At 74.0% G+C, this 25,981-nt stretch carries 20 protein-coding genes and 1 pseudogene; 10 read left to right on the top strand and 11 right to left on the bottom strand.

The annotated features are described in order from the left end of the window. Positions 1–24: 24 nt before the first annotated feature. A complete protein-coding gene (locus ACQP2H_RS22665) occupies positions 25–717 on the top strand; it encodes a helix-turn-helix transcriptional regulator (RefSeq protein ID WP_219464076.1) in 693 nt (230 codons plus the stop codon). Between the two features lie 220 nt (positions 718–937). Next, positions 938–1,312: a VOC family protein gene (locus ACQP2H_RS22660; RefSeq protein WP_208568771.1), complete on the top strand. Its 375-nt coding sequence runs from the start codon at positions 938–940 to the stop codon at positions 1,310–1,312. Positions 1,313–1,457: 145 nt separating this feature from the next. Here the strand turns inward: ACQP2H_RS22660 and ACQP2H_RS22655 are convergent, their stop codons facing one another. Together ACQP2H_RS22655 and ACQP2H_RS22650 are read right to left on the bottom strand one after the other, a co-directional pair. Continuing rightward, positions 1,458–1,934, bottom strand: a complete 477-nt coding sequence (locus tag ACQP2H_RS22655; protein ID WP_219464075.1) for a hypothetical protein — start codon at positions 1,932–1,934, stop codon at positions 1,458–1,460. Positions 1,935–2,166: 232 nt separating this feature from the next. Beyond that, complete coding sequence (locus tag ACQP2H_RS22650; RefSeq protein ID WP_244252891.1) at positions 2,167–3,042, bottom strand: S66 peptidase family protein; 876 nt, start codon at positions 3,040–3,042, stop codon at positions 2,167–2,169. 139 nt (positions 3,043–3,181) lie between these two features. On the opposite strand from ACQP2H_RS22650, the gene ACQP2H_RS22645 reads away from it, so the two are divergent. Beyond that, entirely contained in the window at positions 3,182–3,946 is a 765-nt protein-coding gene (locus ACQP2H_RS22645; RefSeq protein WP_219464071.1) for a type 1 glutamine amidotransferase, read from the top strand. Between the two features lies 1 nt (position 3,947). Next, a complete protein-coding gene (locus ACQP2H_RS22640; RefSeq protein WP_219464070.1) occupies positions 3,948–6,962 on the top strand; it encodes a bifunctional [glutamine synthetase] adenylyltransferase/[glutamine synthetase]-adenylyl-L-tyrosine phosphorylase in 3,015 nt (1,004 codons plus the stop codon). Positions 6,963–7,163: 201 nt separating this feature from the next. Here ACQP2H_RS22640 and ACQP2H_RS22635 read toward each other — a convergent pair. Together ACQP2H_RS22635 and ACQP2H_RS22630 are read right to left on the bottom strand one after the other, a co-directional pair. Further along, a pseudogene (locus ACQP2H_RS22635) lies at positions 7,164–7,750 on the bottom strand (class I SAM-dependent methyltransferase). A gap of 139 nt (positions 7,751–7,889) precedes the next feature. Beyond that, positions 7,890–8,939 (bottom strand): NAD(P)/FAD-dependent oxidoreductase, encoded by a 1,050-nt coding sequence (locus tag ACQP2H_RS22630; RefSeq protein ID WP_433228778.1) that lies wholly within the window; start codon positions 8,937–8,939, stop codon positions 7,890–7,892. Between the two features lie 101 nt (positions 8,940–9,040). Between ACQP2H_RS22630 and ACQP2H_RS22625 the strand changes: the two genes are divergently transcribed. The 4 genes from ACQP2H_RS22625 to mptB (ACQP2H_RS22610) all read left to right on the top strand — a co-directional run bounded on the left by ACQP2H_RS22625 (position 9,041) and on the right by mptB (ACQP2H_RS22610) (position 14,508). Then, complete coding sequence (locus tag ACQP2H_RS22625) at positions 9,041–9,655, top strand: helix-turn-helix domain-containing protein (RefSeq protein WP_308290865.1); 615 nt, start codon at positions 9,041–9,043, stop codon at positions 9,653–9,655. A gap of 120 nt (positions 9,656–9,775) precedes the next feature. Next, positions 9,776–11,389, top strand: a complete 1,614-nt coding sequence (locus ACQP2H_RS22620; RefSeq protein WP_357535425.1) for a hypothetical protein — start codon at positions 9,776–9,778, stop codon at positions 11,387–11,389. Between the two features lie 154 nt (positions 11,390–11,543). Continuing rightward, positions 11,544–12,959 carry a polyprenol phosphomannose-dependent alpha 1,6 mannosyltransferase MptB gene (gene mptB / locus ACQP2H_RS22615; protein WP_433228775.1) on the top strand — a complete coding sequence of 472 codons (1,416 nt, stop codon included), beginning with the start codon at positions 11,544–11,546 and terminating at the stop codon, positions 12,957–12,959. A 13-nt stretch (positions 12,960–12,972) separates the two neighbouring features. Then, positions 12,973–14,508 (top strand): polyprenol phosphomannose-dependent alpha 1,6 mannosyltransferase MptB, encoded by a 1,536-nt coding sequence (mptB, locus tag ACQP2H_RS22610; RefSeq protein WP_433228773.1) that lies wholly within the window; start codon positions 12,973–12,975, stop codon positions 14,506–14,508. A 15-nt stretch (positions 14,509–14,523) separates the two neighbouring features. Here the strand turns inward: mptB (ACQP2H_RS22610) and glnA are convergent, their stop codons facing one another. Beyond that, on the bottom strand, positions 14,524–15,948 hold the full coding sequence (gene glnA, locus ACQP2H_RS22605; protein ID WP_208568762.1) for a type I glutamate--ammonia ligase: 1,425 nt from the start codon (positions 15,946–15,948) through the stop codon (positions 14,524–14,526). Positions 15,949–16,340: 392 nt separating this feature from the next. Here glnA and ACQP2H_RS22600 point away from each other — a divergent pair, with 392 nt between their 5' ends. Further along, positions 16,341–16,748 carry an RDD family protein gene (locus ACQP2H_RS22600; protein WP_433228770.1) on the top strand — a complete coding sequence of 136 codons (408 nt, stop codon included), beginning with the start codon at positions 16,341–16,343 and terminating at the stop codon, positions 16,746–16,748. Between the two features lie 368 nt (positions 16,749–17,116). Here the strand turns inward: ACQP2H_RS22600 and ACQP2H_RS22595 are convergent, their stop codons facing one another. The 3 genes from ACQP2H_RS22595 to lipA form a co-directional block, all read right to left on the bottom strand. After that, positions 17,117–17,806: a DUF4191 domain-containing protein gene (locus tag ACQP2H_RS22595; RefSeq protein ID WP_208568760.1), complete on the bottom strand. Its 690-nt coding sequence runs from the start codon at positions 17,804–17,806 to the stop codon at positions 17,117–17,119. A 161-nt stretch (positions 17,807–17,967) separates the two neighbouring features. After that, positions 17,968–19,494 carry an NAD(P)/FAD-dependent oxidoreductase gene (locus ACQP2H_RS22590; RefSeq protein WP_357535419.1) on the bottom strand — a complete coding sequence of 509 codons (1,527 nt, stop codon included), beginning with the start codon at positions 19,492–19,494 and terminating at the stop codon, positions 17,968–17,970. A gap of 214 nt (positions 19,495–19,708) precedes the next feature. Next, positions 19,709–20,758: a lipoyl synthase gene (lipA, locus tag ACQP2H_RS22585; RefSeq protein ID WP_357535417.1), complete on the bottom strand. Its 1,050-nt coding sequence runs from the start codon at positions 20,756–20,758 to the stop codon at positions 19,709–19,711. 359 nt (positions 20,759–21,117) lie between these two features. Here lipA and aspS point away from each other — a divergent pair, with 359 nt between their 5' ends. Continuing rightward, positions 21,118–22,404 carry an aspartate--tRNA(Asn) ligase gene (gene aspS / locus ACQP2H_RS22580; RefSeq protein ID WP_433233630.1) on the top strand — a complete coding sequence of 429 codons (1,287 nt, stop codon included), beginning with the start codon at positions 21,118–21,120 and terminating at the stop codon, positions 22,402–22,404. A gap of 559 nt (positions 22,405–22,963) precedes the next feature. Here aspS and ACQP2H_RS22575 read toward each other — a convergent pair. From ACQP2H_RS22575 to ACQP2H_RS22565, 3 genes are all read right to left on the bottom strand, one after another. Next, positions 22,964–23,356, bottom strand: a complete 393-nt coding sequence (locus tag ACQP2H_RS22575) for a VOC family protein (RefSeq protein ID WP_357535415.1) — start codon at positions 23,354–23,356, stop codon at positions 22,964–22,966. Positions 23,357–23,360: 4 nt separating this feature from the next. Next, positions 23,361–23,999 carry a lipoyl(octanoyl) transferase LipB gene (gene lipB, locus ACQP2H_RS22570; RefSeq protein WP_208568756.1) on the bottom strand — a complete coding sequence of 213 codons (639 nt, stop codon included), beginning with the start codon at positions 23,997–23,999 and terminating at the stop codon, positions 23,361–23,363. A 139-nt stretch (positions 24,000–24,138) separates the two neighbouring features. Continuing rightward, on the bottom strand, positions 24,139–25,962 hold the full coding sequence (locus tag ACQP2H_RS22565) for a DUF2079 domain-containing protein (RefSeq protein ID WP_433228767.1): 1,824 nt from the start codon (positions 25,960–25,962) through the stop codon (positions 24,139–24,141). Positions 25,963–25,981 lie beyond the last annotated feature (19 nt).

Here is a 25,981-nt window from a genome sequence, read left to right as displayed (position 1 = left end):
GTACCCCCGTCGTAGCGTGCGGGGGTGAACCGGACGGATCGTCTCTACGCCCTGGTGGAGGAGCTGCGGGCGGTGTCGCCCCGGCCGCGCAGCGCCCGTTGGCTGGCCAACCGTTTCGAGGTCAGCACCCGCACCGTCGAACGCGACATCGTCGCCCTCCAGGGTTCCGGCGTGCCGATCTGGGCCGAGCCCGGCCGCACCGGCGGTTACGTGGTCGACCGGTCGCACACCCTGCCGCCGGTCAACCTGACCGCCACCGAGGCGGTGGCGATGGCGGTGGCCCTGCACCGGCTCGCCGGCACCCCGTTCGCCGTGGCCGGCAGCACCGCACTGCGCAAGCTGCTCGCGGTGCTGCCGGCCGCCGACGCCGATGCCGCGCGCCTGCTCGCCGGCCGGGTGCTGCTGGTCGGCACCGGGCCGGGCACGTCCGTCCCGGCCGTCGTCGCCGACGCGGTCTCCGCCCGTCGGATGCTCCGCCTGCGGTACGCCGACCGCTGCGGGGTGCCCTCGTCGCGCGAGGTCGAGCCGCTGGGTTACCTGGGCAACGACCGGCACTGGTACCTGCTCGCCTGGTGCCGGCTCCGCGACGGGCTGCGCTGCTTCCGTACCGACCGGATCGTCGGGGTCGAGGCGTTGTCGCAGCGGGTGACCCGGGAGTTCTCCCCGGCCGACCTGGACGTCCCGGCCGAGCGGGTGCGCCGGCTGACCCTGGTCTGACTCGGCGTGGGCCGGCCGCACAGTCCGGTCGGCGCGGGCTGTCCGGACGGGTCGGCGTGCGGGCCGTGCAGGCCGGTTGGCGTGCGGGCTGTCCGGACGGGTCGGCGTGCGGGCCGTGTGGACCGGGCGGTAAACACCGACAGGACGGTGTCGCGGACACCCGGGAGGCTGACTGCCGAGCCCGCCGGCCGCCCGGTCGGCGGGGAACAGGAGGCAACGCGTGACCAGTACACCCGTCACCTGGTTCGAGATCGGCACCGACCGGCCGGACGAGGCGCAGAGCTTCTATGCGGAGTTGTTCGGCTGGACCTTCACCGAGGAGGGCACGGCCGAGGGCGGTTCCTACCGGACGACCACGGCGGGGGAGCCGACCGGCATCGGCGGCGGCATCCGGGCTCTCGCCGAGGACGCGCCCGGCTACGCGATCCTCTACGCCGAGGTGGCCGACGTGGCGCAGACCTGCGGGCGGGCCGAGGCGGCGGGCGGCACGGTGCTGACCCCGCCCCGGACCACGCCGAGCGGCCTGACCCTCGCCCTGGTGCGCGACCCGGTGGGCACCCACCTCGGTCTCTTCTCCTCGGGTGGCAGCGCCTGACGCCAGCGGGTCGGTGTTGCGCTTCCTCGGGTGGCAGCGCTTTACGCCAGGGCCGACGTTGCGGTGTCCCAGTGCGTCGGACACCGCAACGTCGGCCCTGGCGGGTCGATTGTCGGCCCGCCGGGTCGGGCGGGCCGGAGGTGGGTCACTCGCCGGGCGTACCCGCCGGGCCGCGGTGGTGACCGGGGCCACCCGGCCCCGGGAAGACCCCGGCCTCGACGGCCTTGGTGATCGCGTCGGCCTGGTCCTGGGTGAGCTTGCCGTCCTTGACCGCCTGGGCCAGCCGCTCGGCCAGCTTCTCCTGCCGGTCCTGCGGCGACGGACGCTCCGGCCGGTCACCCGTGGCGCGGTCCTTGTGCTGCTCGCGCACCTTTTCCAGGGCGGCGGTCACTTTGTCGGTGTCCACGCCCAACTCCTTGGCGAGCGCCTCGACGAACTCGTTCTGCCGGTCGGCGCGCTGCTGCTGCCGGTCGGTGCCCTGAGCGGCCTCGCTGCTGGCGCTCGGCGTCGGGGTGGCCCCGTTCTCGGCGAAGGCGACCGTGGGAGCGGCGATCCCCACCCCGAGCACACCAGCGGCGGCGAAACCGACCAGCAGGCGCTTCTTCGACATCATGCGGGACATCGGTCCTCCAGTACGTCGGTGGTGATGCGTTGACGTCACCGACAGTGACCACCGAACCTGGGAATCCCCCTTCCCGACCCTGTCCCCCAGCTGAAAATCCCGCCCACCGCCCCGGTGATCAAGAGGTTTCGGTCAGGAACGGGCTTTCCGGTGACGCGAACCTCTTGATCACCGGAACGGTCGGGGCCGGAGCGGGTGGGGTGGGGGTGGGGGTGGGGCGTGGGGGTGGGGGTTACTGGACGGCGGGGGTGGTGGTGAGGGTGCCGGTTTCGGTGTCGAGGGTGGCGGGGGTGCCCACCGGGACGGTGAGTTGGCCGGGGCCGTGGCCGATCGGCAGGCCGCCGAGGACCGGCACGCCGAGGTCGCCCAGCCGGTCGGTGAGCACGTCCACGACGGTGGTGTCCCAGCCGTCGGCGCAGTCGGTGAACTGGCCCACCGCCACCCCGGCCAGGCCGTCCAGCACGCCCGCGCGGCGCAGGTGGGTGAGCATCCGGTCGACCTTGTACGGCGGCTCCTGCACCTCCTCGACGAGCAGCACCGCCCCGGTCAGGTCCGGCATGTCCGGGGTGCCCAGGGTGGCGGTGATCAGGCAGAGGTTCCCGCCGAGCAGCCGACCCACCGCCCGACCGGGGACCCGCACCGGGTAGGTCTCCTCCGTGGGCACCGCCGCCACGGTCACCGGCGCGGTGGTCATCAGCGCGGCGTGCAGCGACTCCGCCGAGCGCAGCGGGGTCCGCTCGTCGACCCAGGCCGCCCCGGGGCCGTGCACGCCGGTCAGCCGGGCCCCCCGCCAGAGGGCGAACTGCAGGGCGGTGATGTCGGAGAACCCGGCCACCACCTTCGGGTCCCGCCGCACGGCGGCCATGTCGATCAGGTCGACCACCCGCTGCGCGCCGTACCCGCCCCGGGTGCAGATCACCCCGCGCACCTGCGGGTCGGCGAAGGCGGCGTTCAGGTCCGCGGCGCGCAGCGCGTCGTCACCGGCGAGGTAACCCCGTCGGGCGTACGCGTTCGGTGCCACCACCGGGCGCAGCCCCCAGCCGGTCAGTAACTCGACACCCCGGGCCACCCGCTCCGGCCGGGTCGGCCCGGACGGCGAGACCAGCATCACCGTGTCGCCCTCGCGCAGCACGGGCGGGCGCAGGACGGACGGGTCGTCGGCGATCACAGCGGCCGAGCATAGTCGCCCCGCCGCGCGGTCCGAGGCGTTCCGGGTGTCCGTCGACGAACCCGATAGCCTCGACGGCGTGGGAACCGCACTGGTGATCGAGAACGACCCGACCGACGACCCCCGACGGCTGGGGGAGTGGCTGGTGGAGGGGGGCCTGGAGCTGCGGCTGCTGCGCCCGTACGCCGGCGACGAACTCCCCGACGACCTCGCCGGCCACGTGGCGCTGGTGGTGCTCGGCGGTGACCAGCACGCCTACCCGGCCCCCGACGGCACCCCCGGCGCACCCTGGTTCCCGAAGCTCGAAGGGTTGCTGCGCAAGGCCGTGCGGCACCGGGTGCCGACCCTCGGCGTCTGCCTCGGCGCGCAACTGCTCGCCACCGCGCACGCCGGCCTGGTCGAGCGCAGCCCGTCCGGCCCCGAGGTGGGCCCGGGCGTGGTCGGCCGGCGCGACGCCGCCGAAAGTGACCTGCTGTTCCGGTACGTGCCGCTGATCCCGGACGTGCTCCAGTGGCACACCGACGAGATCACCGAGCTGCCCCGGGCCGCCACCCTGCTGGCCGCCTCGACCCGCTACCCGCACCAGGCGTTCCGGCTCGGCGACCGGGCCTGGGGCCTGCAGTTCCACATCGAGTGCGACACCGCGATGATCGCCGGGTGGGCGCGCGGCTCCGAACTGCTCGCCGAGCTGGGTTACGACGAGGACCTGGTGGTGGCCGCCTGCGACCGGGTGATGGCCGACGTCGAGGAGGTGTGGCAGCCGTTCGCCGTCCGGTTCGCCGCCCTCGCCCTCGGCGAGCTGGACGACGACACCCGCCGCAGCCTGCCCCTGCTCGGGCACTGAGATGAGCAGATCGACCAGGGGACGGCTGGCCCGCTACGGCTTCGCCGAGGGCGACGGCGGGGTCCGCGCCGCCGACCTGCTCGGCGCGGACGGGCTCGGGCTGTGGCAGGCCGACGAGCAGGAGCCCACCGACCGCGCGGCGGCCGACCTGCTGGCCGCGCTCTCCCGGGCCGCCGACCCGGATCTGGCGCTGCGTCAACTGCACCGGATGGTGGAGACCGAACGCCGCACCGCCGCCGACGCCACCGGGTCGGCCCTGCTGGCCGGGCTCGCCGCCGATCCGGGTCTGCGGCGTCGGCTGGTCGCCGTCCTCGGGGCCTCCTCCGCACTGGGTGACCACCTGGTCGCCAACCCGGGGCAGTGGACGGTGCTCGGCACCGCCCCGGACGGGCTGGCCCCCACCGCCGACGGTCGACTCGACCTGGCCCTCGCCGGCCGGTTGACCGTCGCCACCGCGCCGGTGGCGGTGCTGCGGCAGGCGTACCGGCTGGCGTTGCTGCGGATCTCGGCGGCCGACCTGACCGGCGGACGCGGCCTGGAGCAGGTGATGTCGGCGCTGTCCGCGCTGGCCGACGCGACCCTCGCGGCGGCGTACGAGATCGCGGTGGGTGAGCTGCCGGCGGGCACGCCCCGGCCCCGGCTGGCCGTGGTGGCGATGGGCAAGTGCGGTGGCGACGAGCTGAACTACGTCTCCGACGTCGACGTGATCTTCGTGGCCGCGACCGACGAGGACCTGCCCGCCGCGACCACCGTCGCCGCCCGGCTGATCCACATCTGCGGGCTGGTCGCCTGGCCGGTGGACGCCGCGCTGCGCCCCGAGGGCAACCGGGGGCCGCTGGTGCGTACCCTGGCCAGCCACCTCGCCTACTACCAGCGGTGGGCTCGCACCTGGGAGTTCCAGGCGCTGCTCAAGGCCCGCCCGGCCGCCGGTGACCTGGCGTTGGCCGGCGAGTGGGTCGACGCCCTCGCCCCGCTGGTCTGGCGGGCCTCCGAGCGTCCCGAAGCGGTCTCCGACGTACGCGCCATGCGCCGCCGGATCATCGACAACATCCCGCCGAAGGAGCTGGACCGCGAGATCAAGCGCGGTCCGGGCGGGCTGCGGGACATCGAGTTCGCCGTCCAACTGCTGCAACTGGTGCACGGCCGGGGCGACGAGTCGCTGCGGGTGCCGGGCACCGTGCCGGCGCTGCGCGCGCTGGTGGCCGGCGGTTACGTCGGGCGGGCCGACGGTGAGGCGCTGCTGCGCGGATACCGCTTCCTGCGCGGGGTCGAACACCGGCTCCAGCTCCAGGCGCTGCGGCGCACCCACACCGTGCCGACCGAGCCGGCCGCGCTGCGCTGGCTGGCCGCCGCGCTCGGCTACGCCGCCATCCCGGGCCGCAGCGCCGTGGAGAGCTTCCGCGCCGACTGGGTCGCGCACGCCACCGAGGTACGCCGGCTGCACGCCAAACTGCTCTACCGGCCGTTGCTGGAGTCGGTGGCCCGGGTGCCCGCCGACGGCCTGCGGCTCACCCCGGAGGCGGCCCGGCACCGGCTGGAGATCCTCGGTTTCGCCGACCCGGCCGGGGCGCTGCGCCACCTCGAAGCCCTCACCGGCGGGGTGAGCCGGACCGCCGCCATTCAGCGGACCCTGCTGCCGGTGCTGCTCAGCGAGTTCGCCGACGCGCCCGAACCGGACCGGGGGCTGCTCAACTACCGGCAGGTCTCCGACTCCCTCGGCAGCACCCCGTGGTACCTACGGCTGCTGCGCGACTCCGGGCCGGTGGCCCGGCGGCTGGCCCGGGTGCTGTCGTCGTCCCGCTACGCGGCCGACCTGCTGGCCCGGGAACCGGAGGCGCTGCGGCTGCTGGCCGAGGAGAACGAGTTGACGCCCCGACCCCGGGAGGTGCTCTGCGACGGGTTCGCCGCCGCGGCGGCCCGGCACGCCGACCCGGTCGAGGCGACCCGGGCGGTACGCGCGCTGCGCCGCCGGGAACTCGTCCGGATCGCCTGCGCCGACGTGCTCAGCCGGGCCGGCGGGCTGGCCCCGCGACCCGAGCGTGGTGTGCCGGTCGGCCCGCTGGCCGACGTCACCCGGGTCGGCACCGGCCTGTCGTACGTCACCGACGCCACCCTGTCCGCCGCGCTGCGCGCCGTCCGGGCCGCCCAGCCGGAGCTACCCGGCCTGCGGTTCGCGGTGATCGGCCTCGGTCGCCTCGGCGGGTACGAGTCGAACTACCTCTCCGACGCCGACGTGCTGTTCGTCTACGACCCGCCGGCCGGGACGGCGGAGAGCACCGCCAGCGCCGCCGCGCACGCGATCGCCGAGGAACTGCGCCGGCTGCTCGCCGCCCCCGCCCCCGATCCGGCGCTCGGCGTCGACGCCGACCTGCGCCCCGAGGGACGGCAGGGCCCGCTGGTCCGCAGCCTCGCCGCCTACGCCCAGTACTACGCCCGCTGGTCGCGGGTGTGGGAGGCGCAGGCGCTGCTGCGGGCCCGCTTCGTCTGCGGCGACGCCGACCTGGGCACCGAGTTCGAGACGATGGTCGATCCGGTCCGCTACCCGGCCGACGGGTTGACCCGGGAGCAGGTCGTCGAGATCCGCCGGATCAAGGCCCGGGTGGAGAACGAACGACTGCCCCGGGGCGCCGACCCGGCCACCCACACCAAGCTCGGGCGGGGTGGCCTGGCCGACGTCGAGTGGGCGGTGCAGCTGCTGCAGCTGCGCAACGCCGGGGCGTACCCGCAGCTGCGCGGCACGCGTACCCTCGATGCCCTCGCGGCGGCCCGGGAGGCGGGGCTGGTCGACCCGGCGGACGCCGCCGCGATGGTCGCCGGGTGGACCCTCGCCGCGCAGGTCCGCAACGCGTTGATGCTGGTCCGGGGTCGGGCCGGCGACCAGCTTCCCCGGCACGGGGTGGAGCTGGCCGGTGTGGCGCGGTTGCTCGGTGCGGACGACCCGGGGGAGTTCCTCGACGACTACCTGCGCACCGCCCGGCGGTCCCGGGCCGCCATGCAGCGGGTCCTGGAGAGCTGAGCCCCCGCCGCCGGCACCGAAGCCGTTGGCATAGTCGGGCCGGGCAGCCGGGCCGGGCAGCCGGGCCGGGCAGCCGGGCCGGGCGGCCGTGCCGTGCCGGGCCGGGCGGCCATGCCGGGCCGGGCGGCCGTGCCGGGCCGGGTAGCCGGGCGACGACGGCGGCCCGGTCACCAGGGCGGCCCGGTCACCGGCCTCGCCGGGTCACCGGCGGCGGACCAGCACCAGATGGTCGATCAGGGTGCCGGCCTCGCCGTTGGGGCCGGTGGCCTGCCGCTGCGGCGCGTCGAGGCGCTCGACGTGCCATCCGTCCGGGTCGAGGTCGAGCTCGGCCAGGGTCTCCTGCGGGTGGGGAACCGCACGTGGCGATGTTCGGCGGCACCCCACGGGGGCACCGCGCCGTGCTCGACCACCAGCAGCCGTCCGCCCGTGGCGACCGCCCGGACCGCCGCCCGCAGCACCTGCGCCCGGGGGAAGTCCAGCGGCGACTGGAGGAACTGCGCCGAGACCAGGTCGAACCTGCCCGCCGGGAAGGTCCGGGCCAGGTCGTGCCGCTGGAAGTCGACCAGGGACGCCACCCCGGCGGCCGTCACGGCGGCGGCCGACCGCTCCAACGCGGTGGTGGAGACGTCGACCGCCGTCACCCGCCAGCCCTGCCGGGCCAGCCACACCGCGTCGCCGCCCTCGCCGCAACCGAGGTCGAGGGCGCTGCCCGGCGGCAGCGCCCCGACGACGTCGACCAGGTGCGGATTGGGTCGGCCGCTCCACTGCCGCCCCCGGGCCCGGTACATCTCGTCCCAGTGCCGGGCGGTCTGCTCGTCCACGGCCGCGTCGACAACGGTTCCGTGCGTCCCGCCGCCCTGCCCGTCCTCGTTGCCGGTCCCGTGGGTACTGCGGCCCTGCCCGCCGTCCTCGTTGCCGGTCCCGTGGTCACTCACTGGCCTGTCCGCCGTCCTCGTCGCCGGTGCGGGCGGCGGTGGCCCGGTGCGCGGCCACCGCCCGGTCGGTGTCCTCGGCGATCAGGTCGGCGTTGAGCGCGGCGGCGGCCTTCAGCCCCGCCGCGGCGGCGGCGATCACGGTGGCCTGCGGGTCGGTGACGTTGCCGGCCACCCAGACGCCGGGCACCCCGGTCGCGCCGGAGGCGTCGGCGGCCACCCGGTCACCGAAGGTGTGCCCACCGACGACGAATTCCTCGGTGGGCAACCCGAGCCCGGCGAGGAAAGCGGCCCGCGCGCCGAACCGGGGGGCCACCACCAGCGCCTCCCGGGGGACCACCCGGCCGGACCGCAGCCGTACGCCGGTGAGCCGGTCGCCGGTGACCTCCAGCTCCGCCACCTCCCCGTCGACCACGGTGACGCCCCGGGCGGCCAGCTTCTCCGCCTCGTCGGCGGGCAACGGCCCGGCGGTGTGCGTGAAGACCACCACGTCGTCGGTGAGCTGACGGAACAGCAGCGCCTGGTGGGCGGCCATCGGGCCGGTGGCGAGCACCCCGACGGCCTGGTCGCGTACCTCCCACCCGTGGCAGTAGGGGCAGTGCAGCACGTCGCGGCCCCAGCGGTCGGCCAGGCCCGACACGTCGGGCAACTCGTCGACCAGGCCGGTGGTGACCAGCAACCGGCGGGTGTGCAGGGTACGGCCGTCGGCCAGGGTCACCGCGAACCGCCCCGGACCGACGTCGCCCGCCGGTGCCGTGGCGTCGTGCGGGTGGGCCGGGTCGATCGGGTGGGTGGCGGTGACGGTGCCGTCGAGGACGGTCACGCCGTACCGGGCCACCTCGGACCGGCCCGTCGCGTACAGGTCGGCGGGTGGGACACCCTCGTTGGTCAGGAAGTTGTGCACGTGGTCGGCCGGGGCGTTGCGCGGGGCACCACCGTCGACCACCACCACGTCGCGGCGGAACCGGCCCAGGGCGAGCGCACCGCTGAGCCCGGCCGCACCGCCACCGACCACCACCACGTCGTGCACCACCGGGTACGTCATGACTGTCTCCTCACGGGCGGGTCCGTCCCGCCGATGCCCCGGATCGTGCGCCCGGATCACCGTACTGCCAAATCTGGTTGCCGAAATGGCAAACTGGTGCGGTGACCGACGACCACAGCGACATCCCCCCGGACGAGGTGCTCACCGCCGTCGGACCCCGGCTGCGGGCGCTGCGGCAGCAGCGCGGCGTGACCCTGGGTCAGCTCGGCGCGGCGACCGGCATCTCGGTCAGCACGCTGTCCCGGCTGGAGTCCGGTGGCCGGCGGCCCACCCTGGAACTCCTGCTCGCCCTGGCCCGCTTCCACCGGGTGCCGCTGGACGATCTGGTCGGCACGCCGCAGACCCGCGACCCCCGGGTCCACCGCCGGCCCGTCGTCCGTCACGGCGTCACCATCGTGCCGTTGACCCGTCGCCCGGGTGGCGTCCAGGCGTACAAGATGATCTATCCACCGCAGGTGCCGGTGGGGGAGCCGACCCAGCAGGCGCACGAGGGGTACGAGTGGCTCTACGTGCTCTCCGGCCGGGTCCGGCTGCTGCTCGGCAGCCACGATCTCACCCTCGACGCCGGTGAGGTCGCCGAGTTCGACACCCGCACCCCGCACTGGTTCGGCAACCCCTACGACGAGCCGGCGGAGATCCTCAGCCTCTTCGGCCCCCAGGGTGAGCGCCTGCACGTCCGCGCCCGCCCGTCCCCGGTCCGCCCCACCCGCCCCTGACCGGCAGCCCGGGTGCCGGCGCGCTGGCGGTGCACTGGCGGCGTGCGCTGCCGGTGCACTGGCGGCGTGCGCGACGACCCCGGGCGGGTGTCACCGCGCCTACCGTGGTAGGACTGCTCGGTGCCGACGACCCGCCGTGAGCAGTCCGCGCGTCCCGTCCTCGCGGCGCTGGCGGTGTCGCTGCTGCTCGCCGTCGCATTCCTGCTCGCCCCGCCGATGGGCACCGACCTGTCGGCCCAGGTCGCCCGCGCGGGCTTCGCCGACCGCAACGGCCTGGCCCCCATCGACTTCGCCTGGTACGGCGGAGTCCACCAGGGCGGTTACAGCCTCTACACCCAACTGCTCGGCGCGCTGGTCGGCGTACGGCCGCTCGGCGCGTCGGCAGCGGTCGTCTCGTCGGCGGCACTGGCCTGGCTGTTCGTCCGCTCCGGTGCCCGTCATTGCCTGCTGGGCGCGGTCCTGGGCGCGGTGGTCCTGGTCGGGAACCTGGCGAGCGGCCGGATCACCTTCGCCGTCGGGCTCGCGTTCGGGCTGCTCGCCCTCTGCGCGGTGGCGGCGCAACGACCCGGCCGGCCACTGCGGCTGGTGGCAGCCGCCCTGCTCGCCGCCCTCGCCACCTGGGCCAGCCCGGTCGCCGGTCTGTTCACCGGACTGGCCGGTGCCGCAGTGCTGCTGGCCGCCCTGCGACGAGGCGACGGCCCGGGCAGAGCACTGCCCGGCGGCTGGCGGACCACCAGCCCGGTGGCCGACGGACTCGTCCTCAGCCTCACCCCCGCGCTCGCCCTCGCGCCGATGGCGGTGCTGTTCGGCAACGGCGGCACCCAGCCGTACTCGGCCGAGTCGATGCGGATCAACGTGGCGCTGGCCGTGCTGGGGTACGCCGTCCTCGGCCGGCAACACCGGGTGCTGCGCATCGGCGCGCTGCTGACCGTGGTGTTGCTGGTCGCCGCCTTCTACCTGCCCAGCCCGATCGGCTCCAACGCCCTGCGGCTGCCGATGCTCTTCGGCCTGCCGCTGCTCGCCGCGTTCGCTGCGGTGCGCGGACCGTGGCTGGCCGGTCTGCTCGTCGCCGCTGTCTGGTGGCAGAACCCGGTGATGGTCAGCGACGTGACGCGCGCCGGTTCGGTGCAGAGCGGCGCCGCCTTCTACCGTCCGCTCGTCGACGAACTGGCCCGACGGCAACCGGTGGGCCGGGCCGAGGTGGTGCCGCTGCGCGACCACTGGGAGTCGGCGTACCTCTCACCGACCGTCCCGCTGGCCCGGGGGTGGGAACGGCAGGTCGACGCCGACCGCAACGCGATCTTCTACACCGGCCGGCTGACCGCCGAGTCGTACGCCCGATGGCTGCGCGCCAACGCCGTCCGCTACGTCGCCGTCGCGCCCGACGCGCCACCCGACCGGTGGGCGCGCGACGAAGCCAACCTGGTGCTGGGCGGCCAGCCCTACCTGCGCGAGGTGTGGCGCAACGCCGACTGGCGGCTGTACGCCGTCGCCGACCCCGCGCCGATGGTGAGCGCTCCCGGACGGCTGGTCTCCGCGGATCAGAGCGGGGTCCGGTTCACGGCCGACCGGACCGGGAACGTGCAGGTGCGCGTACGGTGGTCGCGCTGGCTCTCGCTGTCGGGGGCAGCCGGCTGTCTGCGGCCGGGACCCGACGGGTGGACCGAGATCAGGGTGGACGGCCCGGGTGAGTTCTGGATGTCGAGCGACCTCCTGCCCGCGCGTCACTGCTGACCGGGTCGACCGGCCGCCGCGACGTGGCCGGCCCGCGCCCACCCGCCGAGCGGCCCCGGTGCCGACACCAGGGCGCTCCCGCCCACCGCCGCCGTAGCCCACTGCCATAGCCCACCCCCGTGGCGTCACCGTGGTACTGGCAGCATGTTCTCCCATGCCCCTCCCCTTGGCGCGCTGGACCGGCCTGGCCGGCTCGACGATGCTCGCCGTCGCAGCGTTCCTGGGCGGCGCGCTGCCTTCCTCGCCGCACGGAAACACCCCGGTCGGCATCTGGCAGGGCCCGAACGGGCCCCTGCTCGTCGCGCTGTGGGTGGTCGGGCTGGGGCTGATGGCCGCAGTGTGGTGGACGCTGCGCGATCGCGTCCCGTCGACCCGGTGGGCGCTGGTGACCATCGGGCTCTGGCTCGTCCCGCTGCTCGTCGCCCCCCCACTGGCCAGTCGGGACGTGTACGCGTACGCCTGCCAGGGTGCCACCTACGCCGCCGGGTTCAACCCGTACGAGCAGGGGGTGTCGGCGCTGCCGTGCCCGTGGTTGGACACGGTCTCGCCGATCTGGCGGGACACCCCGGCCCCGTACGGGCCGCTGTTCGCCCTGCTCTCCGGCGCGGCGGTGGCGGCGACGGACTCACTGGTCGGCAGCATCGTGCTGTTCCGGTTGCTGGCGGTGGCCGGGGTCGCCCTGCTCGCGGCGGTGCTGCCGGTACTGGCCCGCCGATGCGGGGTGCCACCGGAACGGGCGCTGTGGCTGACACTCGGGTCGCCGCTGGTCGGGGTGCACCTGGTCGCCGGCGCGCACAACGACGCGCTGATGGTCGGACTGCTCGTCGCCGGGCTGGCGGTGGTGGCGTCACATCCCGGCCGCCCCGGCCCGCTGCTGGCCGGTGGCATGCTGCTCGGCCTGGCTGCCGGGATCAAGGTGACCGCGTTGGTCGTCGTGCCCTTCGCCGCGTTGGCCGCGCTGGCCGGAACGTACTCCATCCGCAGGCTCTGCCGGGACGGCGGCTGGGTGGTCGGTGGCGCGGTGGGGACGGTGGTCGGGGCGACGTTGGCGGCCGGACTGAACTTCGGCTGGATCTCCGGCCTGCAGCAGGGTGGCCTGGCGATCGCCTGGACGTCGCCGCCGACCGCCGTCGGGCAGACCGCCGGCTACGTCGCGGCCCTGTTCGGCGCGGACGTCGACGCGCTACCGGTGACCCGGACGATCGGCATGCTGGTGCTGGCGGTGCTGCTGGTCTGGTTGTGGTGGCGGGCCCGCACCCGCGACCCGCTCTGGCACGCCGGCCTGGCACTCGCCGCGACGGTGGCCCTCGCGCCGCTGTTCCACCCCTGGTACTGGCTGTGGCCGCTGGCCGTGCTCGCCGCGACCACCCACCGGACGACCCGGTGGTTCGCGCTGGTGGCGTTGCTCTCGTCGTTCCTGGTGCTGCCCGACGGCACCGGGCTGCCCCGGTACACCAAGATGCCCGGTGCCCCGCTGATGACGCTGTTGGTGATCGTGGTGGCCGTCCGGTTGGTACGGTCGGCTCGGGCGGGCCGGCGGCCCGCCACCGTGGACGCGCCCGCCGACTGAGGAGAGGTGGCCGGTGACCGAGCCCGGCGTGCCGACCGGGAGGCGGGCCCGTGCGGCGCGTCACCTCGGGTTGACCGGAGCGGTGCTGCTCGCCGTGGCCGGCTGGCTGGGCGGGGTGCTGCCCGAAGTGCCGCCGACCGGGCCGTGGCGCGCGCCACACGGGCCGGCCGCGGTCCTCTGCTGGCTGGTCGGGACGGCGCTGATGGTGGGTGCCTGGTGGGCGTTGCGCGCCGGTGCCCCGTCCACCCGGTGGGCGTACGTCACCGCCGGGCTGTGGACCCTGCCGCTGCTGCTCACCCCACCGCTGGCCAGCCGGGACGTCTACTCGTACGCCTGCCAGGGCTGGTCGTACGCGGCCGGGCACGACCCGTACCGGGTGGGGGTGGCGGCGGCCGGCTGCCCGTGGGTCGACGCGGTCGCGCCGATCTGGCGGGACACCCCGGCCCCGTACGGCCCCGCCTTCGTGCTGCTGGCCGCGCTCGCCGCGGTGCTCGGCGGGACCCTGGTCGGCACCCTGATGGTGCTGCGGCTGTACGCGGTGGCCGGGGTGCTGCTGGTGGCGCTCTGCCTGCCCGGCCTGGCCCGCGCCGCCGGGGTACCCACCCGCCGGGCGGCCTGGCTGGGGTTGGCCTCCCCCCTGGTCGGGGTGCACATGGTGGCCGGCGCGCACAACGACGTGGTGATGCTCGGTCTGCTCCTGCTGGGCCTGCTGGTGCTGGTGCGCGCGCCCGGCCGGACCCGGGGGCTGCTCGTCGCCGGGGTGCTGCTCGGGCTGGCGGTGGCGGTGAAGGCGACAGCGGTGGTGGTGCTGCCGTTCGCGGCGTTGGCGGCGGTGCACGGCCGCTACACCCTCCGGACCCTGCTGTGCGACGGCGGCCGGCTAGCCGGGGTGGCCCTGGCCACCCTGGCGGCGGTCTCGGCGCTGTCCGGCCTGGGGCTGGGCTGGGTCGCCGGGTTGGCCCGCAGCGGTGACTCACAGCAGTGGACGTCGGCGCCGACGGCGGTCGGCTTCGTGGTCGACTACGTCGGCGAGCTGGCCGGTCGGCGGCCGGACGCGGTGCCGGTGACCCGGGCGGTGGGCCTGCTGCTCCTGGCGGGGCTGCTGGTGCTGCTCTGGTGGCGGGCGTGGACGGCGCTGCGCCGGCTCAACGACGTCCGGCAGCGGGTGCACCGGCTGGCGGCGGCCCGGCCCCGGGTCACCCTGGGCGCGGCGGGCGCGGCGCTGGCCGCGACGGTGCTGCTCGCCCCGGTCCTGCACCCGTGGTACGTGACCTGGCCGTTGCTGCTGCTCGCGGTGTCGGCGACCCGGACGACCTGGTTCGTGGCGCCGGCGGCGGTGGCGGCCTTCCTCACCCTGCCCGACGGCACGTCGGTCGCCCGGTACACCAAGGCACCCGGCGCGATCGTGATGACCGCGCTGCTGCTGGTGCTGCTGGTCGGCGCGGCACGGGGCCGGTGGCATCCAACGGGCGGGCGTGACGGTGCGGGTCCGCGTGACGGAACGGGCCGGCTCCGCGGAAGCGGAGCCGGCCCGGCCGGTGGAACGTGACAGTCGAGGCGGACCTCAGCAGTCGAAGTACATCGCGAACTCGTGCGGGGTCGGGCGCAGACGCACCGGGTCGACCTCGTTGGCCCGCTTCCAGCCGACCCAGGTGGAGATCAGGTCGGGGGTGAAGACGCCACCGTCGAGCAGGTAGTCGTGGTCGGCCTCCAGCGCGTCGAGCACCTCCGGCAGCGAGCCCGGCACCTGCTTGACGTCGCCCCACTCCTCCGGCGGGAGGTCGTAGAGGTCCTTGTCGATCGGAGCCGGCGGCTCCATCTTGCTCTTGATGCCGTCCAGGCCGGCCATCATCATGGCCGAGAAGGCGAGGTACGGGTTGCTGGACGGGTCCGGCACCCGGAACTCGACCCGCTTGGCCTTGGCGTTGCTGCCGGTGACCGGAATGCGGGTGCAGGCGGAGCGGTTGCGCTGCGAGTAGACCAGGTTGACCGGGGCCTCGTAGCCGGGCACCAGGCGACGGTACGAGTTGACCGTCGGGTTGGTGAACGCCAGCAGCGACGGGGCGTGGTGCAGCAGGCCACCGATGTACCAGCGGGCGGTGTCCGACAGGCCGGCGTAACCGGTCTCGTCGTAGAACAGCGGCTCTCCGTTGAGCCAGAGGCTCTGGTGGGTGTGCATGCCGGAGCCGTTGTCGCCGAAGAGCGGCTTGGGCATGAAGGTGGCCGTCTTGCCGTTGGCCCAGGCCTCGTTCTTCACGATGTACTTGAAGAGCTGGAGCTGGTCACCGGCGTGCAGCAGGGTGGAGAACTTGTAGTTGATCTCCGACTGGCCGGCGGTGCCGACCTCGTGGTGCGAACGCTCCACGGTGAACCCGCCGTCGACCAGCCGACGCACGATCGAGTCGCGCAGGTCGGCGTAGTGGTCCACCGGCGGCACCGGGAAGTAACCACCCTTGTACGCGGTCTTGTAGCCGCGGTTGCCGCCGGCCTCCTCACGACCGGTGTTCCACGCGCCCTCGATCGAGTCGATGTAGTAGAACGACTGGTGCGCCGAGGTCTCGTGGCGGATCGAGTCGAAGATGTAGAACTCGGCCTCGGCACCGAAGTACGCGGTGTCGGCGATGCCGCTGGCGGCGAGGTAGGCCTCGGCCTTCTTGGCCACGTTGCGCGGGTCCCGCGAGTACGCCTCACGGGTGAACGGGTCGTGGATGAAGAAGTTGAGCGCGAGGGTCTTCTGCGCGCGGAACGGGTCGATGAAGGCGGTCGCGACGTCCGGGAGCAGGAGCATGTCCGACTCGTGGATCGCCTGGAAACCGCGGATCGACGAACCGTCGAACGCGAGACCGTCGGTGAAGACGCTGTCGTCGAAGGACTCCACCGGCAGATTGAAGTGCTGCATCACGCCGGGCAGGTCACAAAAACGTACGTCGACGAACTTTACGTCCTCGTTCTTGAGGTATCGCAGGAGTTCCTCGGGATTGGCAAACACACGTCCTCCTGGCACGTCCACTCCGGTGGCTGGGCTCTGGCGACGCTATGACCGTGGGGTTGCTCGCCCGTGTCTCCAATGTTTCTGCCGTGTTACGCCGCTAGCGGAGCGTCATCTGCGCCGCTCAGTACCCGCCGGGTTGTCCGTTCGGACGATACCGGCTGAAGTGCTGTGCTGCCATTCGTAGTGATTAGACCGAATGTGCACAGATTGCTGGAACACCCTGCCTGTCCACCTGGTGACCGGCCGCCGACCGACCCGGGGCCCGGGTGACCACCCCCGGCCGGCCGCCGTCCCTGAGCGGTAGCGGGTGCCGGTGCCGCCCTGAGTGGTGGCGGGTGCCGGTGCCGCCCCGGCCGGTGGCAGGGCGGTGCTGACTACCCTTGAGCACCGTGACGAGTTCGCCTGCGGCGCCGGTGCCGCCCGCCACCGATCCCGCCTTCACCCCGCCGACCCTCGGCCGACGGTTCGGGGCCCTGGTGATCGACTGGGTGCTCTGCCTGCTGGTGGCGAACTTCTTCGCCGACCCGGTCCGCGACGGCTGGGCCCCGGTGGCGGTGCTCATCGCCGAGTACGGCCTCTTCCTCGGCCTCTTCGCCCAGACCCCCGGGATGAGGATCACCCGGCTGCGCTGCCTCGACTGGTCCGACGGCGGGCGGATCGGCGTCCCCCGGGCGCTCCTGCGCGGCCTGCTCCTGGCCCTGGTCGTACCGCCGCTGATCATGGACGAGCAGCGCCGGGGCCTGCACGACCGCCTCACCGGCGCGGTCATCGCCGACGCCCCCCGCCCCACCACCTGATCGCCCCGCCGCCGGGTGCCCGCCCCGCCCGCCGGGTGCCCGCCCCGCCCGGCGGGTGCTCGCGGCGCTGCCCGGCGAGTGCTCGCGCTGCCCGCCAGGTGCTCGCCGCCCGGGCGCTCGCGGCCGACCCCCGCTGCGGAGAGGACCACGCCGGGTCGCGTGCAGGCGCGGCACGGGTGGGCGCGGGGCGGGCAGGCGTTGTCCCCCGCGCAGAGGTGGACACACGGGCACGAGGCAGAGCCGGGTGGCACGGGCAGAGCCGGGTGGGCACGGGCAGAGCCGGGTGGGCACGGAGCCGGCCGGTGGCAGGTGGCAGCCGGCGGGTGGCCGGTGGCCGGTGGCCGGTGGCCGGGCGTACGACGGGGGTGTCAGCGGCCCCGGGTCTGGCGGAACGCGCGGCCCGGGGGCCGCATGTTCTTCGGGATCGCGCCCTTGGGCATCTGCGGGCGGGCGGTCAGCGCCTTGAGCCGCTTGTCGAGCGAGTTGACGTCCTTGCCGTTGAGGGTGCGCGGCAGCCGCATCAGGGTCATCCGCAGCTTGCGGATCGGCAGCTCACCCTCGCCCTGGCCGATCACGTAGTCGTGCAGCGGCGCGGAGCCGATCACCTTGGCCAGCCGGCGCTTCTCCTGGCCCAGCAGGCCACGGACCCGCTGCGGGTTGCCCTCGGCGAGCAGGATCACGCCGGGCCGGCCGATCACCAGGTGCACCATGTCCATCTGGGTGGTGGAGCTGACCGCCGGGGTGACCCGCCAGTCGCCACGCATGCTCTCCATGATCTGCGCCGCCGCGCCGGGCTGCCCCTCGGCGGCGTTCATCATCGCCTTGTTGGACCGCAGGTTGAGCACGACGAGTAGGGCGAGCAGGGCGAACAGGATGCCGATCGGCAGCCACAGCCAGCCCCAGAGGATCACCGCGACCACGGTGAGCGCGAGCGGGATCAGCACCGCCCCGGCGGCCAGTGGCGCGAACCACCGGTCCTGCTTGGCGGTGAACTTGAACACCATCCCGATCTGCTTCAGCCGTTGGCCGAACGAGACCTTCTCCTGGGGCTTTGCCATGCCGCCGAGTCTAGTGGTCGCCGCCAGGACGGATGATCCCCGGCCGGTGGTCGGCGGTGGGCCGCGGTGTTCCCGGGTGGCGGGACCACCGCGAGCGGGGTCGATCCCCGGCCGACGGGGTCGGTCGGGCCGTGATCGACCGGGGCTGTTCCCGACGGTGGTCAGCCGGTGGGGGAGCGGTCCCCGGCCGGCGGCGCGGTGCGGGGGCGCGGGATGACCGGGGCGGCGCGGCCGGTGCCGCTCTGACCTGTGCCGGCGTGGCCGGCACCGTCGCTGCCGCCCTCCTCGTGGTAGTCCTCCTCCACGTTGACGGCCCAGACGTCGTGGTCGGTGCCGTCGAGGATGTTCTCCGCCGTCAGCATCGCGGTGAGCATCGAGTGGTCCTGGTTGTTGTACCGGTGCATGCCGTTGCGACCCACCGGGTGCACGTTCGGTACGGCCTCGGCCAGCCAGCGGCGGATCACCTCGACGGCCTCGCCGTAGCCCTCGTCGTAGACCGGGTAGGCCTTCGGCATCCGCACCACGTATCCGGTGGTGACCGAGCCGGGGCTGACCAGGCCGAGCCGCTCCAGCTCGGCGGTGCCGAAGGCGACCAGCTCCGGGTCGGGGGTCGACCACAGCTCGTCACCCTCGTTGACGAAATACTCCAGGCCGAGGCAGGTGCCGCCGTCACGGACCATCTCCGGCGACCAGGCGCCGAAGTTCTGGATCCGGCCGACCTTCACCCCCGGGGTGTGTACGTAGATCCAGTTGTCGGGGAAGCTGGCCTCGGCGGGCACCACCAGCGCCACGGTCAGGAAGTCCCGGTACCGCAGCAGGTCGGCGGCGTCGCGCACCGCCGCCGGGGCGGGCGGGTCCATCGCCCGGACCAGGGCCGAGATCGGCATGCTGGACACCACGTGGTCGGCGGAGATCCGTCGCTCACCGGCCGGGCCGTCGACGGTCACCGCGACCGCCCGGCCGTCCTCACGGTGCACGGTGCGTACCGCAGTCTCCAGCTCGACCGTCCCGCCGGCCTTGACCACCAGTTCGGCGCAGCGCTCCCACATCATCCCCGGGCCGAGCCGGGGGTAACGGAACTCCTCGATCAGGCTGGTCACGTCGTTGCCGCCCCGCTTGGGCAGCAGCGCCCCGCGGATCGCCGCACCGAGGGAGAGGTTGCGGATCCGCTGGGCCGCCCAGTCCGCCTGCAGCTCCGTCGCGGGAATGCCCCACACCTTCTCGGTGTACGTCTTGAACAACATCCGGTACAGCCGGGCCCCGAACCGGGCCGACACCCAACCCTCGAAGTGGGTCTGGTCGGCTGGCGGACGCACCCGCGCCCACAGGTACGACCCGACACACCGGGACGCCTCCAGCACCCCCAGGTTCTTCAGGGCGTTGCCGGCCCGCAGCGGATAGTCGAACAGCCGTCCCCGGTAGTGGATCCGGCTCATCCGGGGGCGCAGCAGGAAGTCGTCGTCGGAGAGCAACTCGTGCCAGAACGCCTCGACCCGGGACACCTTCGTGAAGAACCGGTGCCCGCCGATGTCGAACCGCCAGCCCTCCCGCTCCACGGTGCGGCTGATCCCGCCGACCACGTCGTCGGCCTCGACGACCTCCACCGGGGCGTGTCTACGGGTCAACTCGTACGCGGCGGTCAGGCCGGCCGGGCCGGCGCCGATAACAACCGTGTGCGGCTGCGCCATTAAAGACACCACCATCGATGATTTGAGGGTCGGGGCTGGCGGAATCTAACACGATCTCGCCCTGCTCGGGGAGTGCCCACGGGTCGACCCGGATCATCGGTTGGCTGCCCCTTGCGGGCGTCGCCGACGTCTGGGAAGATCGACACACTCGAATGCCCGGCGGTCGCCGCCGTGGCCGGTGGAATCCTGGGGCGTGGCCCGGTGGCGTCCCGGGTCAGCCGACCGTGACCGTGGCGTCCTGACGGGCCGTCAGGGCCTGCTGGTAGAGCCGCCCCGCCCGGTACGACGAGCGCACCAGCGGCCCGCTCATCACCCCGGCGAAGCCGATCTCCTCGGCCTCCTCGCGCAGCTCGACGAACTCCTCCGGCTTGACCCAACGGGTCACCGGGTGGTGCCGGGGGGTGGGGCGCAGGTACTGGGTGATGGTGATCAGCTCGCAGCCGGCCTCGTGCAGGTCGCGCAGCGCCTGGGAGACCTCGGCCCGCTCCTCGCCCATGCCCAGGATCAGGTTGCTCTTGGTGACCAGACCGGCGGCGCGGGCCTGCCGGATCACGTCGAGCGAACGCTCGTAGCGGAACGCCGGACGGATCCGCTTGAAGATCCGGGGCACCGTCTCGACGTTGTGCGCCAGCACCTCCGGCCGGGCACCGAACACCTCGGCGAGCTGCTCGGGGACCGCGTTGAAGTCGGGGATCAGTAGCTCGACGCCGCAGCCGGACCGCAACGCGTGGATCTGCCGGACGGTCTCGGCGTACAACCACGCGCCGCCGTCGGGCAGGTCGTCCCGGGCCACACCGGTGATGGTGGCGTAGCGCAGCCCCATCGTGGCGACCGACTCGGCGACCCGGCGGGGCTCGTCGGCGTCGAACTCGGCCGGCTTGCCCGTGTCGATCTGGCAGAAGTCGCAGCGCCGGGTGCACTGGTCGCCGCCGATGAGGAAGGTGGCCTCCCGGTCCTCCCAGCACTCGTAGATGTTGGGACAGCCGGCCTCCTGGCAGACGGTGTGCAGTCCCTCGCGGGAGACCAGTCCGCGTAGCTCGGTGTACTCCGGCCCCATCTTGGCCTTGACTTTGATCCACGGCGGTTTGCGCTCGATCGGCGTCTCGGCGTTGCGCGCCTCGATCCGCAGCATCCGTCGCCCCTCGGGGGCGACCGTCGCGGAGCGCGCTGCCTGCTGGGTCGTCGGCGCGGAGTGCTCGATCGTCACAAAACCGAGCCTACGCCCGACGGCGGCGATCGATGCACGTCGGGCGACCGGCGTCACGTCACCGGTCTTGTGACACCGGACACCGGCGGGCCGAAAAAGCCCGTTACAGCCGGGGGGAACGGGTGTTAGCGTGCCGGCAGAGCTGTGACGGAGCCGAGTACCGCCCCGATCCGCCAGTGCAGAGAGCCGCCGGTTTGCTGGAAGGCGGTCTGACGCCGGGGTGCGAAGACCCTCCCGAGCCGCGGGAAGAACGGCGCGTCCGCGCGCCCAGTAGACCCCGCCCGGCTGGCCCCGGTGAAAAGGCGACGAATGAGGCCCCCGCCACGGCGGGGGCGAAGGTGTGGTGGCACCGCGAGGTTCCCGCTCGCCCACACCTCCCGGGGATCGCGTTGCGATTGATCGAGGAGGTAACCGCCGTGCAACGCATCCTGTCCTCCCACCTGCCCACCCGCGTCGGCGAGACCGTGCGGGTCGCCGGGTGGGTGCACCGCCGCCGACTGTTGAAGTCGGTGGCCTTCCTGATCGTCCGGGACGCCGCCGGCCTGACCCAGGTGGTGGTCACCGACCCGGCCGTCCGGGCCGCCGTGACGGCACTGCCCGAGGAGACCGTGGTCGAGGTGGTCGGCACGGTCACCGCGAACGGCACCGCGCCCGCCGGGGTCGAGGTGACCCATCCGACGGTACGACCACTCGGCCCAGCCGCCGTGCCGCCGCCGTTCGACCTGTACCGGCCGGCGCTCACCGCGACCCTGCCCACCCAGCTCGACCACGCCCCGGTGGCGCTGCGGCACCCGACCCGCTCGGCGGCCCTGCGGATCTCGGCGGCGGCGGTGGCCGGCTTCCGGGCCACCCTGGACGCCCGTGACTTCGTGGAGGTGCACACCCCGAAGGTGGTCGCCACGTCCACCGAGAGCGGGGCGAACGTCTTCGCCCTCGACTGGTTCGGCCGGCCCGCCTACCTGGCCCAGTCGCCGCAGTTCTACAAGCAGCTCATGGTGGGCGTCTTCGAGCGGGTCTACGAGGTGGGGCCGGTGTTCCGGGCCGAACCGCACGACACCGTCCGGCACCTGGCCCAGTACACCTCGCTCGACGTCGAGTTGGGCTTCGTCGACGACCACCGGGACGTGATGGCGGTGCTGCGGGACACCCTCGAGGGGATGCTCGCCGAGGTGGCCCGGCGGGCCGGCGGCGCGGTGGCGACCCTGGGGCTGACCCTGCCCGACGTGCCGGTCGAGATCCCGGCCGTGCACTTCACCGAGGCGCTGCGGATCGCCGGCGCACCCGCCGACGAACCCGACCTGGCCCCCGCCCACGAGCGGACACTGAGCGCGTGGGCCCGTGCCACCCACGGCTCGGACTTCCTCTTCGTCACCGGGTACCCGATGGCGAAGCGGCCGTTCTACACCCACCCCGACCCGACCCGGCCCGCGTACTCGAACGGCTTCGACCTGCTCTTTCGCGGGTTGGAGCTGGTCACCGGCGGGCAGCGGCTGCACCGCCACGCCGACTACCTGGCGGCGCTGGCGGCGCGCGGCGAGCCGGTCGAGCCGTACGCCGGGTACGTGGACGCGTTCCGGCACGGGATGCCGCCGCACGGCGGCTTCGCGATCGGCCTGGAACGCTTCGTGGCCCGGCTGGTCGGTGCGACGAACGTCCGGGAGGTCACCGCCTTTCCCCGCGACCTGCACCGGCTGGCCCCCTGAGCCGCCGGGTGTCCGCGCGACCGGCCTGCCGTGGGCCCTCACCGGGCGTCTGGGTACGCACTCTGGGTAGTGGTCTTGCTGAACTCGCTGTTGGTTGCTCTCCGTGATCGATGCGAGGTGTGGGCGGAGCTGATTTTTGCCGGGCAACAGCCCGCACCTCGCTGAACAGGAGCTTTGCTGCCACCTCTTCCTGTCCCACTTACCCGCTCATCCGCACTTTGCTCTGCTGCCATCGACGCGACGGTCACTTTCCGCATGTGGTGCATCCAGGGCAGCAGAGCAAAGTGTGCGAGTGAGGTAAGTGACGCCCGGCGGGGTCTTTACGCTGCGTAGCGGACGGAGAGGTGCTGCGGCGGCTGGAGCGGGACCCGGGAGCGGAGCCCGGGATCGGCAGCCGGGAGCGGAGCCCGGGAGCGGGACCAGGGCGGGGGCCGGGCCGGGATCGGAACAGATGGGGAATGCGGGGGCGGGACCGGGAGGTAGGACCTGGGCCCCGGCCCGGCGGATACCGGGCCCGGTGGAGCTGCGGCGGCTCGACGGAGGCAGCGGGGCAGCGGTGTCAGGCCGGGCCGAGCAGGTCCCAGCGGTTGCCGGCGATGTCCCGGAACACCGCCACCCGACCGTACGGTTCGGTGCGCGGCTGCTTCACGAACTCCACGCCGGCGTCGACCATTCGCCGGTGGACGGCGTCGAAGTCGTCGACCTGGAGGAAGAACCCGACCCGGCCGGCCACCTGGTCACCGACCACCGCCTCCTGCCGTTCCCCGTCGGCGCGGGCCAGCAGGATGCCGGTCTGCGCGCCGGGCGGGCGGACCACCACCCACCGCTTCGGGCGGCCGTCGTTGGTCAGCGACGGCTCGTCCTCGACCAGTTCGAAACCGAGGATCCCGGTGAAGAACGCGATGGCCGGGTCGTAGTCGGCGACGACGACGGTGACGAGGTCGATCCGCACCCGCTCAGCCGAGCAGGGTGGGCAGGTGCCGCTCCACCACGGGCAGCACCTCGGCCACCGTCACGGGGCGGCCCAGCTCGGCGGTGAGCGAGGTGGTGCCGGCGTCGGCGATGCCGCAGGGCACGATCCGGTCGTAGTACGACAGGTCGCAGTCGCAGTTGATCGCGAAGCCGTGCTGGGTGACGCCCCGGGCGACCCGGATGCCGATGGCGGCCACCTTGCGGGCCGGGCCCCGGTCGTCGTCGGGCACCCAGACGCCACTGCGCCCCTCGACCCGGCCGGCGGTCAGCCCGAACTCGGCGCAGACGTCGATCAGCAACTGCTCGGTGCGGCGGACGTAGGCGACCACGTCGACCGGGTCGGGCAGCCGGACGATGGGATAGCCGACGAGCTGCCCCGGACCATGCCAGGTGATCTTGCCGCCCCGGTCGACGTCGACCACCGGGGTGCCGTCCATGGGCCGGTCCCAGGGCTCGGTGCGCTTGCCGGCGGTGTAGACGCTCGGGTGTTCCAGCAGCAGCACGGTGTCGCCACGCTCACCGGCCACCACCTCGGCGTGCAGCCGCCGCTGCTCGTCCCACGCGGTCGGGTAGTCGACCACACCGGCCCGGACGGCGGTCACCCCGGAAGTCGTCACGCTCACCCCGCCACCCTAGCCCCGCCCGCCCGCGCTCCGCCCCGTGAGCCTCGTCGCCCCACCCTGCGTGACCCCAGGCGCTGGGCGTGACCCCGCGCGTCCGGGCGTGGACCTGCGCCGTGGGCGTGACCGGTCAGGGGGACCGTCAGGCGGCGGGGACCGTCCAGAGCCACACGTCGTCCACCCGGCGGGGCTCGCCGAGCAGGGCGGTGGCGGTGCGGCGCAGGGCGTCCTCGTCGAGGTCGTACTTGGCCCCGTGCACCTCGTCGGGCAGGACGACCGCCTCGACCCCCCAGTACCGCAGGTCCGCCCGGGACAGGCGGATGCTGCCCTCGGTGACGATCGGCACCAGCCCGGTCCGGCCGGCCTGGTCCATCAGCGTGTCGAAGGTGCGCGGCGGCGGCCCGATCCGCCCCCGCCCGTCGGGGCCGCCCGGGCCGAGGAAGAAGCCGGCGGGCAGCCGGAACTCACCCTGCCGGTGGGACAGGGCGTACGCCTGCCAGCGCTGCCCGTCGGGGGTCACGTCCAGGGTCAGCGGGATCGGGGTGAGCACCCCGCCCGGTGAGACGTACTCCCGCCAGGTGCCGGCGGTGACGAACTCCGGCACCGGCGGGCGGACGCTGGTCAGCAGCGGGGTCGGCAGCAGCGGCAGCAGCGCCGCCGCGAAACCCACCCCCCACATCCAGGCCGCCGTGCGACCCGGTGGCGTCGCCCGCAGCCGGTCGACGGTGTACGCCAGCAGCACCCCGATGACCGGGGCGACCACCAGGGCCAGCCGGGACGGCAGGGCGGCGTTGACCACCGGCAGGTCGTCCAGCACCCCGAAAGGCAGCAGTTGGCCGGTACGGCTCCCGTTCCACTTCGCCACCGGCCCCCAGGACAGCACCGCGAACACCACGGCGGTCACCCCGAGCGCGGTCAGCGTGGCCTGCCGGCCGGGGCTGGCCCGACGCCACAGCCACCCGAAGCAGACCACGGTGAGCAGCAGCAGCGGCACCCCGAAGAAGCTGTTCTCCTCGGTCGGGTTGGGCGCCAGCGTGGTGTCCCAGCCCAGCGCCCCGGCCACCGACCGGCTCGGGTACGCCCCGAACGCGGCGATGTCCTCGGCGTGGATGACCGGGTCGAAGCCGGTGCCGTGGAACCGTTGCGGCCCGGCGAAGTGCAACCACAGCGGGTACGCCAGCAACACCCCGGCGACCAGCGCGGTCACCGCCAACCCGCGCAGGAGGTCCGGCAACGCGGCGCGGGCCTGCGCCCGGCGGGCCGGGTGCAGCGCCCAGACGGCGAGGAAGACGGCGACTGCCAGCGCGGTGAAGAACAACCCCTCGGCGGCGATCGAGAAGGCCACCGCGACCAGCACCCCGAGCACCAGCCCGCCCCGCAACCAACGGCCCGGCCGGCGCAGCGCGAACACCCCGGCCACCAGCAGCGGCACCAACCAGCCGGCGGTCCAGTTCAGGTGGGCGTTGGCGTGCGCGACCATGCCGGGGGAGTAGGCGACGAACAGCGCCCCGACGCCCGCCGCGAGCCGACTGGCGACCAGGTGCCGGGAGAGCAACCAGTACCAGGCCAGCGCGGTGGCGGCGAGGTTGAGGGTGAGGATCACCAGGAACGTCGCCGGCGGCCCGATCAGGTACGTCAGCGGTGCGAAGACCACCGCGTACACGGTGATCGAGGTGTTGACGGCGAGGTTCACCCCGTCCGGCACGTTGAGCAGATGGGTGAAGAGCGGGTTCTCCCCGTGCGTGACCGCGTGCCCGCCGAAGGCGAGCAACCACTCGAAGAGTGCCTGGTCGCTGGAGTTCACGGTGATCGCCCGCTGGTTCGGGTCGCGCCACAGGCCGCTGGTCACCCAGACCGCCAGCGCCACCGCGACGACCAGCATGATCAGGTCGGCCCGCCGACCCCGGGCGGTGTCCGGGGCGGCGGTGGGTGGCTGGTCGGCGGCCAGGGTCGGGGAAGTCGGCACGGAGCGGACGTTACCAACC

Origin of the sequence: Micromonospora sp. CA-248260 (genome assembly GCF_050942205.1) — a bacterium.
GTDB lineage: Bacteria > Actinomycetota > Actinomycetes > Mycobacteriales > Micromonosporaceae > Micromonospora > Micromonospora antibiotica.
The sequence above is the reverse complement of the archived record's forward strand: the minus strand, read 5'-3'. Positions and strand labels throughout refer to the sequence as shown.

Bases quoted from the DNA above. Each gene is read 5' to 3' on its own strand.
- ACQP2H_RS22655 (WP_219464075.1), bottom strand. From the start codon at position 1,934: ATGTCCCGCATGATGTCGAAGAAGCGCCTGCTGGTCGGTTTCGCCGCC.
- ACQP2H_RS22650 (WP_244252891.1), bottom strand. From the start codon at position 3,042: ATGCTGGTCTCGCCGTCCGGGCCGACCCGGCCGGAGCGGGTGGCCCGG.
- ACQP2H_RS22640 (WP_219464070.1), top strand. From the start codon at position 3,948: ATGAGCAGATCGACCAGGGGACGGCTGGCCCGCTACGGCTTCGCCGAG.
- ACQP2H_RS22630 (WP_433228778.1), bottom strand. From the start codon at position 8,939: ATGACGTACCCGGTGGTGCACGACGTGGTGGTGGTCGGTGGCGGTGCG.
- mptB (WP_433228775.1), top strand. From the start codon at position 11,544: ATGCCCCTCCCCTTGGCGCGCTGGACCGGCCTGGCCGGCTCGACGATG.
- ACQP2H_RS22595 (WP_208568760.1), bottom strand. From the start codon at position 17,806: ATGGCAAAGCCCCAGGAGAAGGTCTCGTTCGGCCAACGGCTGAAGCAG.
- ACQP2H_RS22590 (WP_357535419.1), bottom strand. From the start codon at position 19,494: ATGGCGCAGCCGCACACGGTTGTTATCGGCGCCGGCCCGGCCGGCCTG.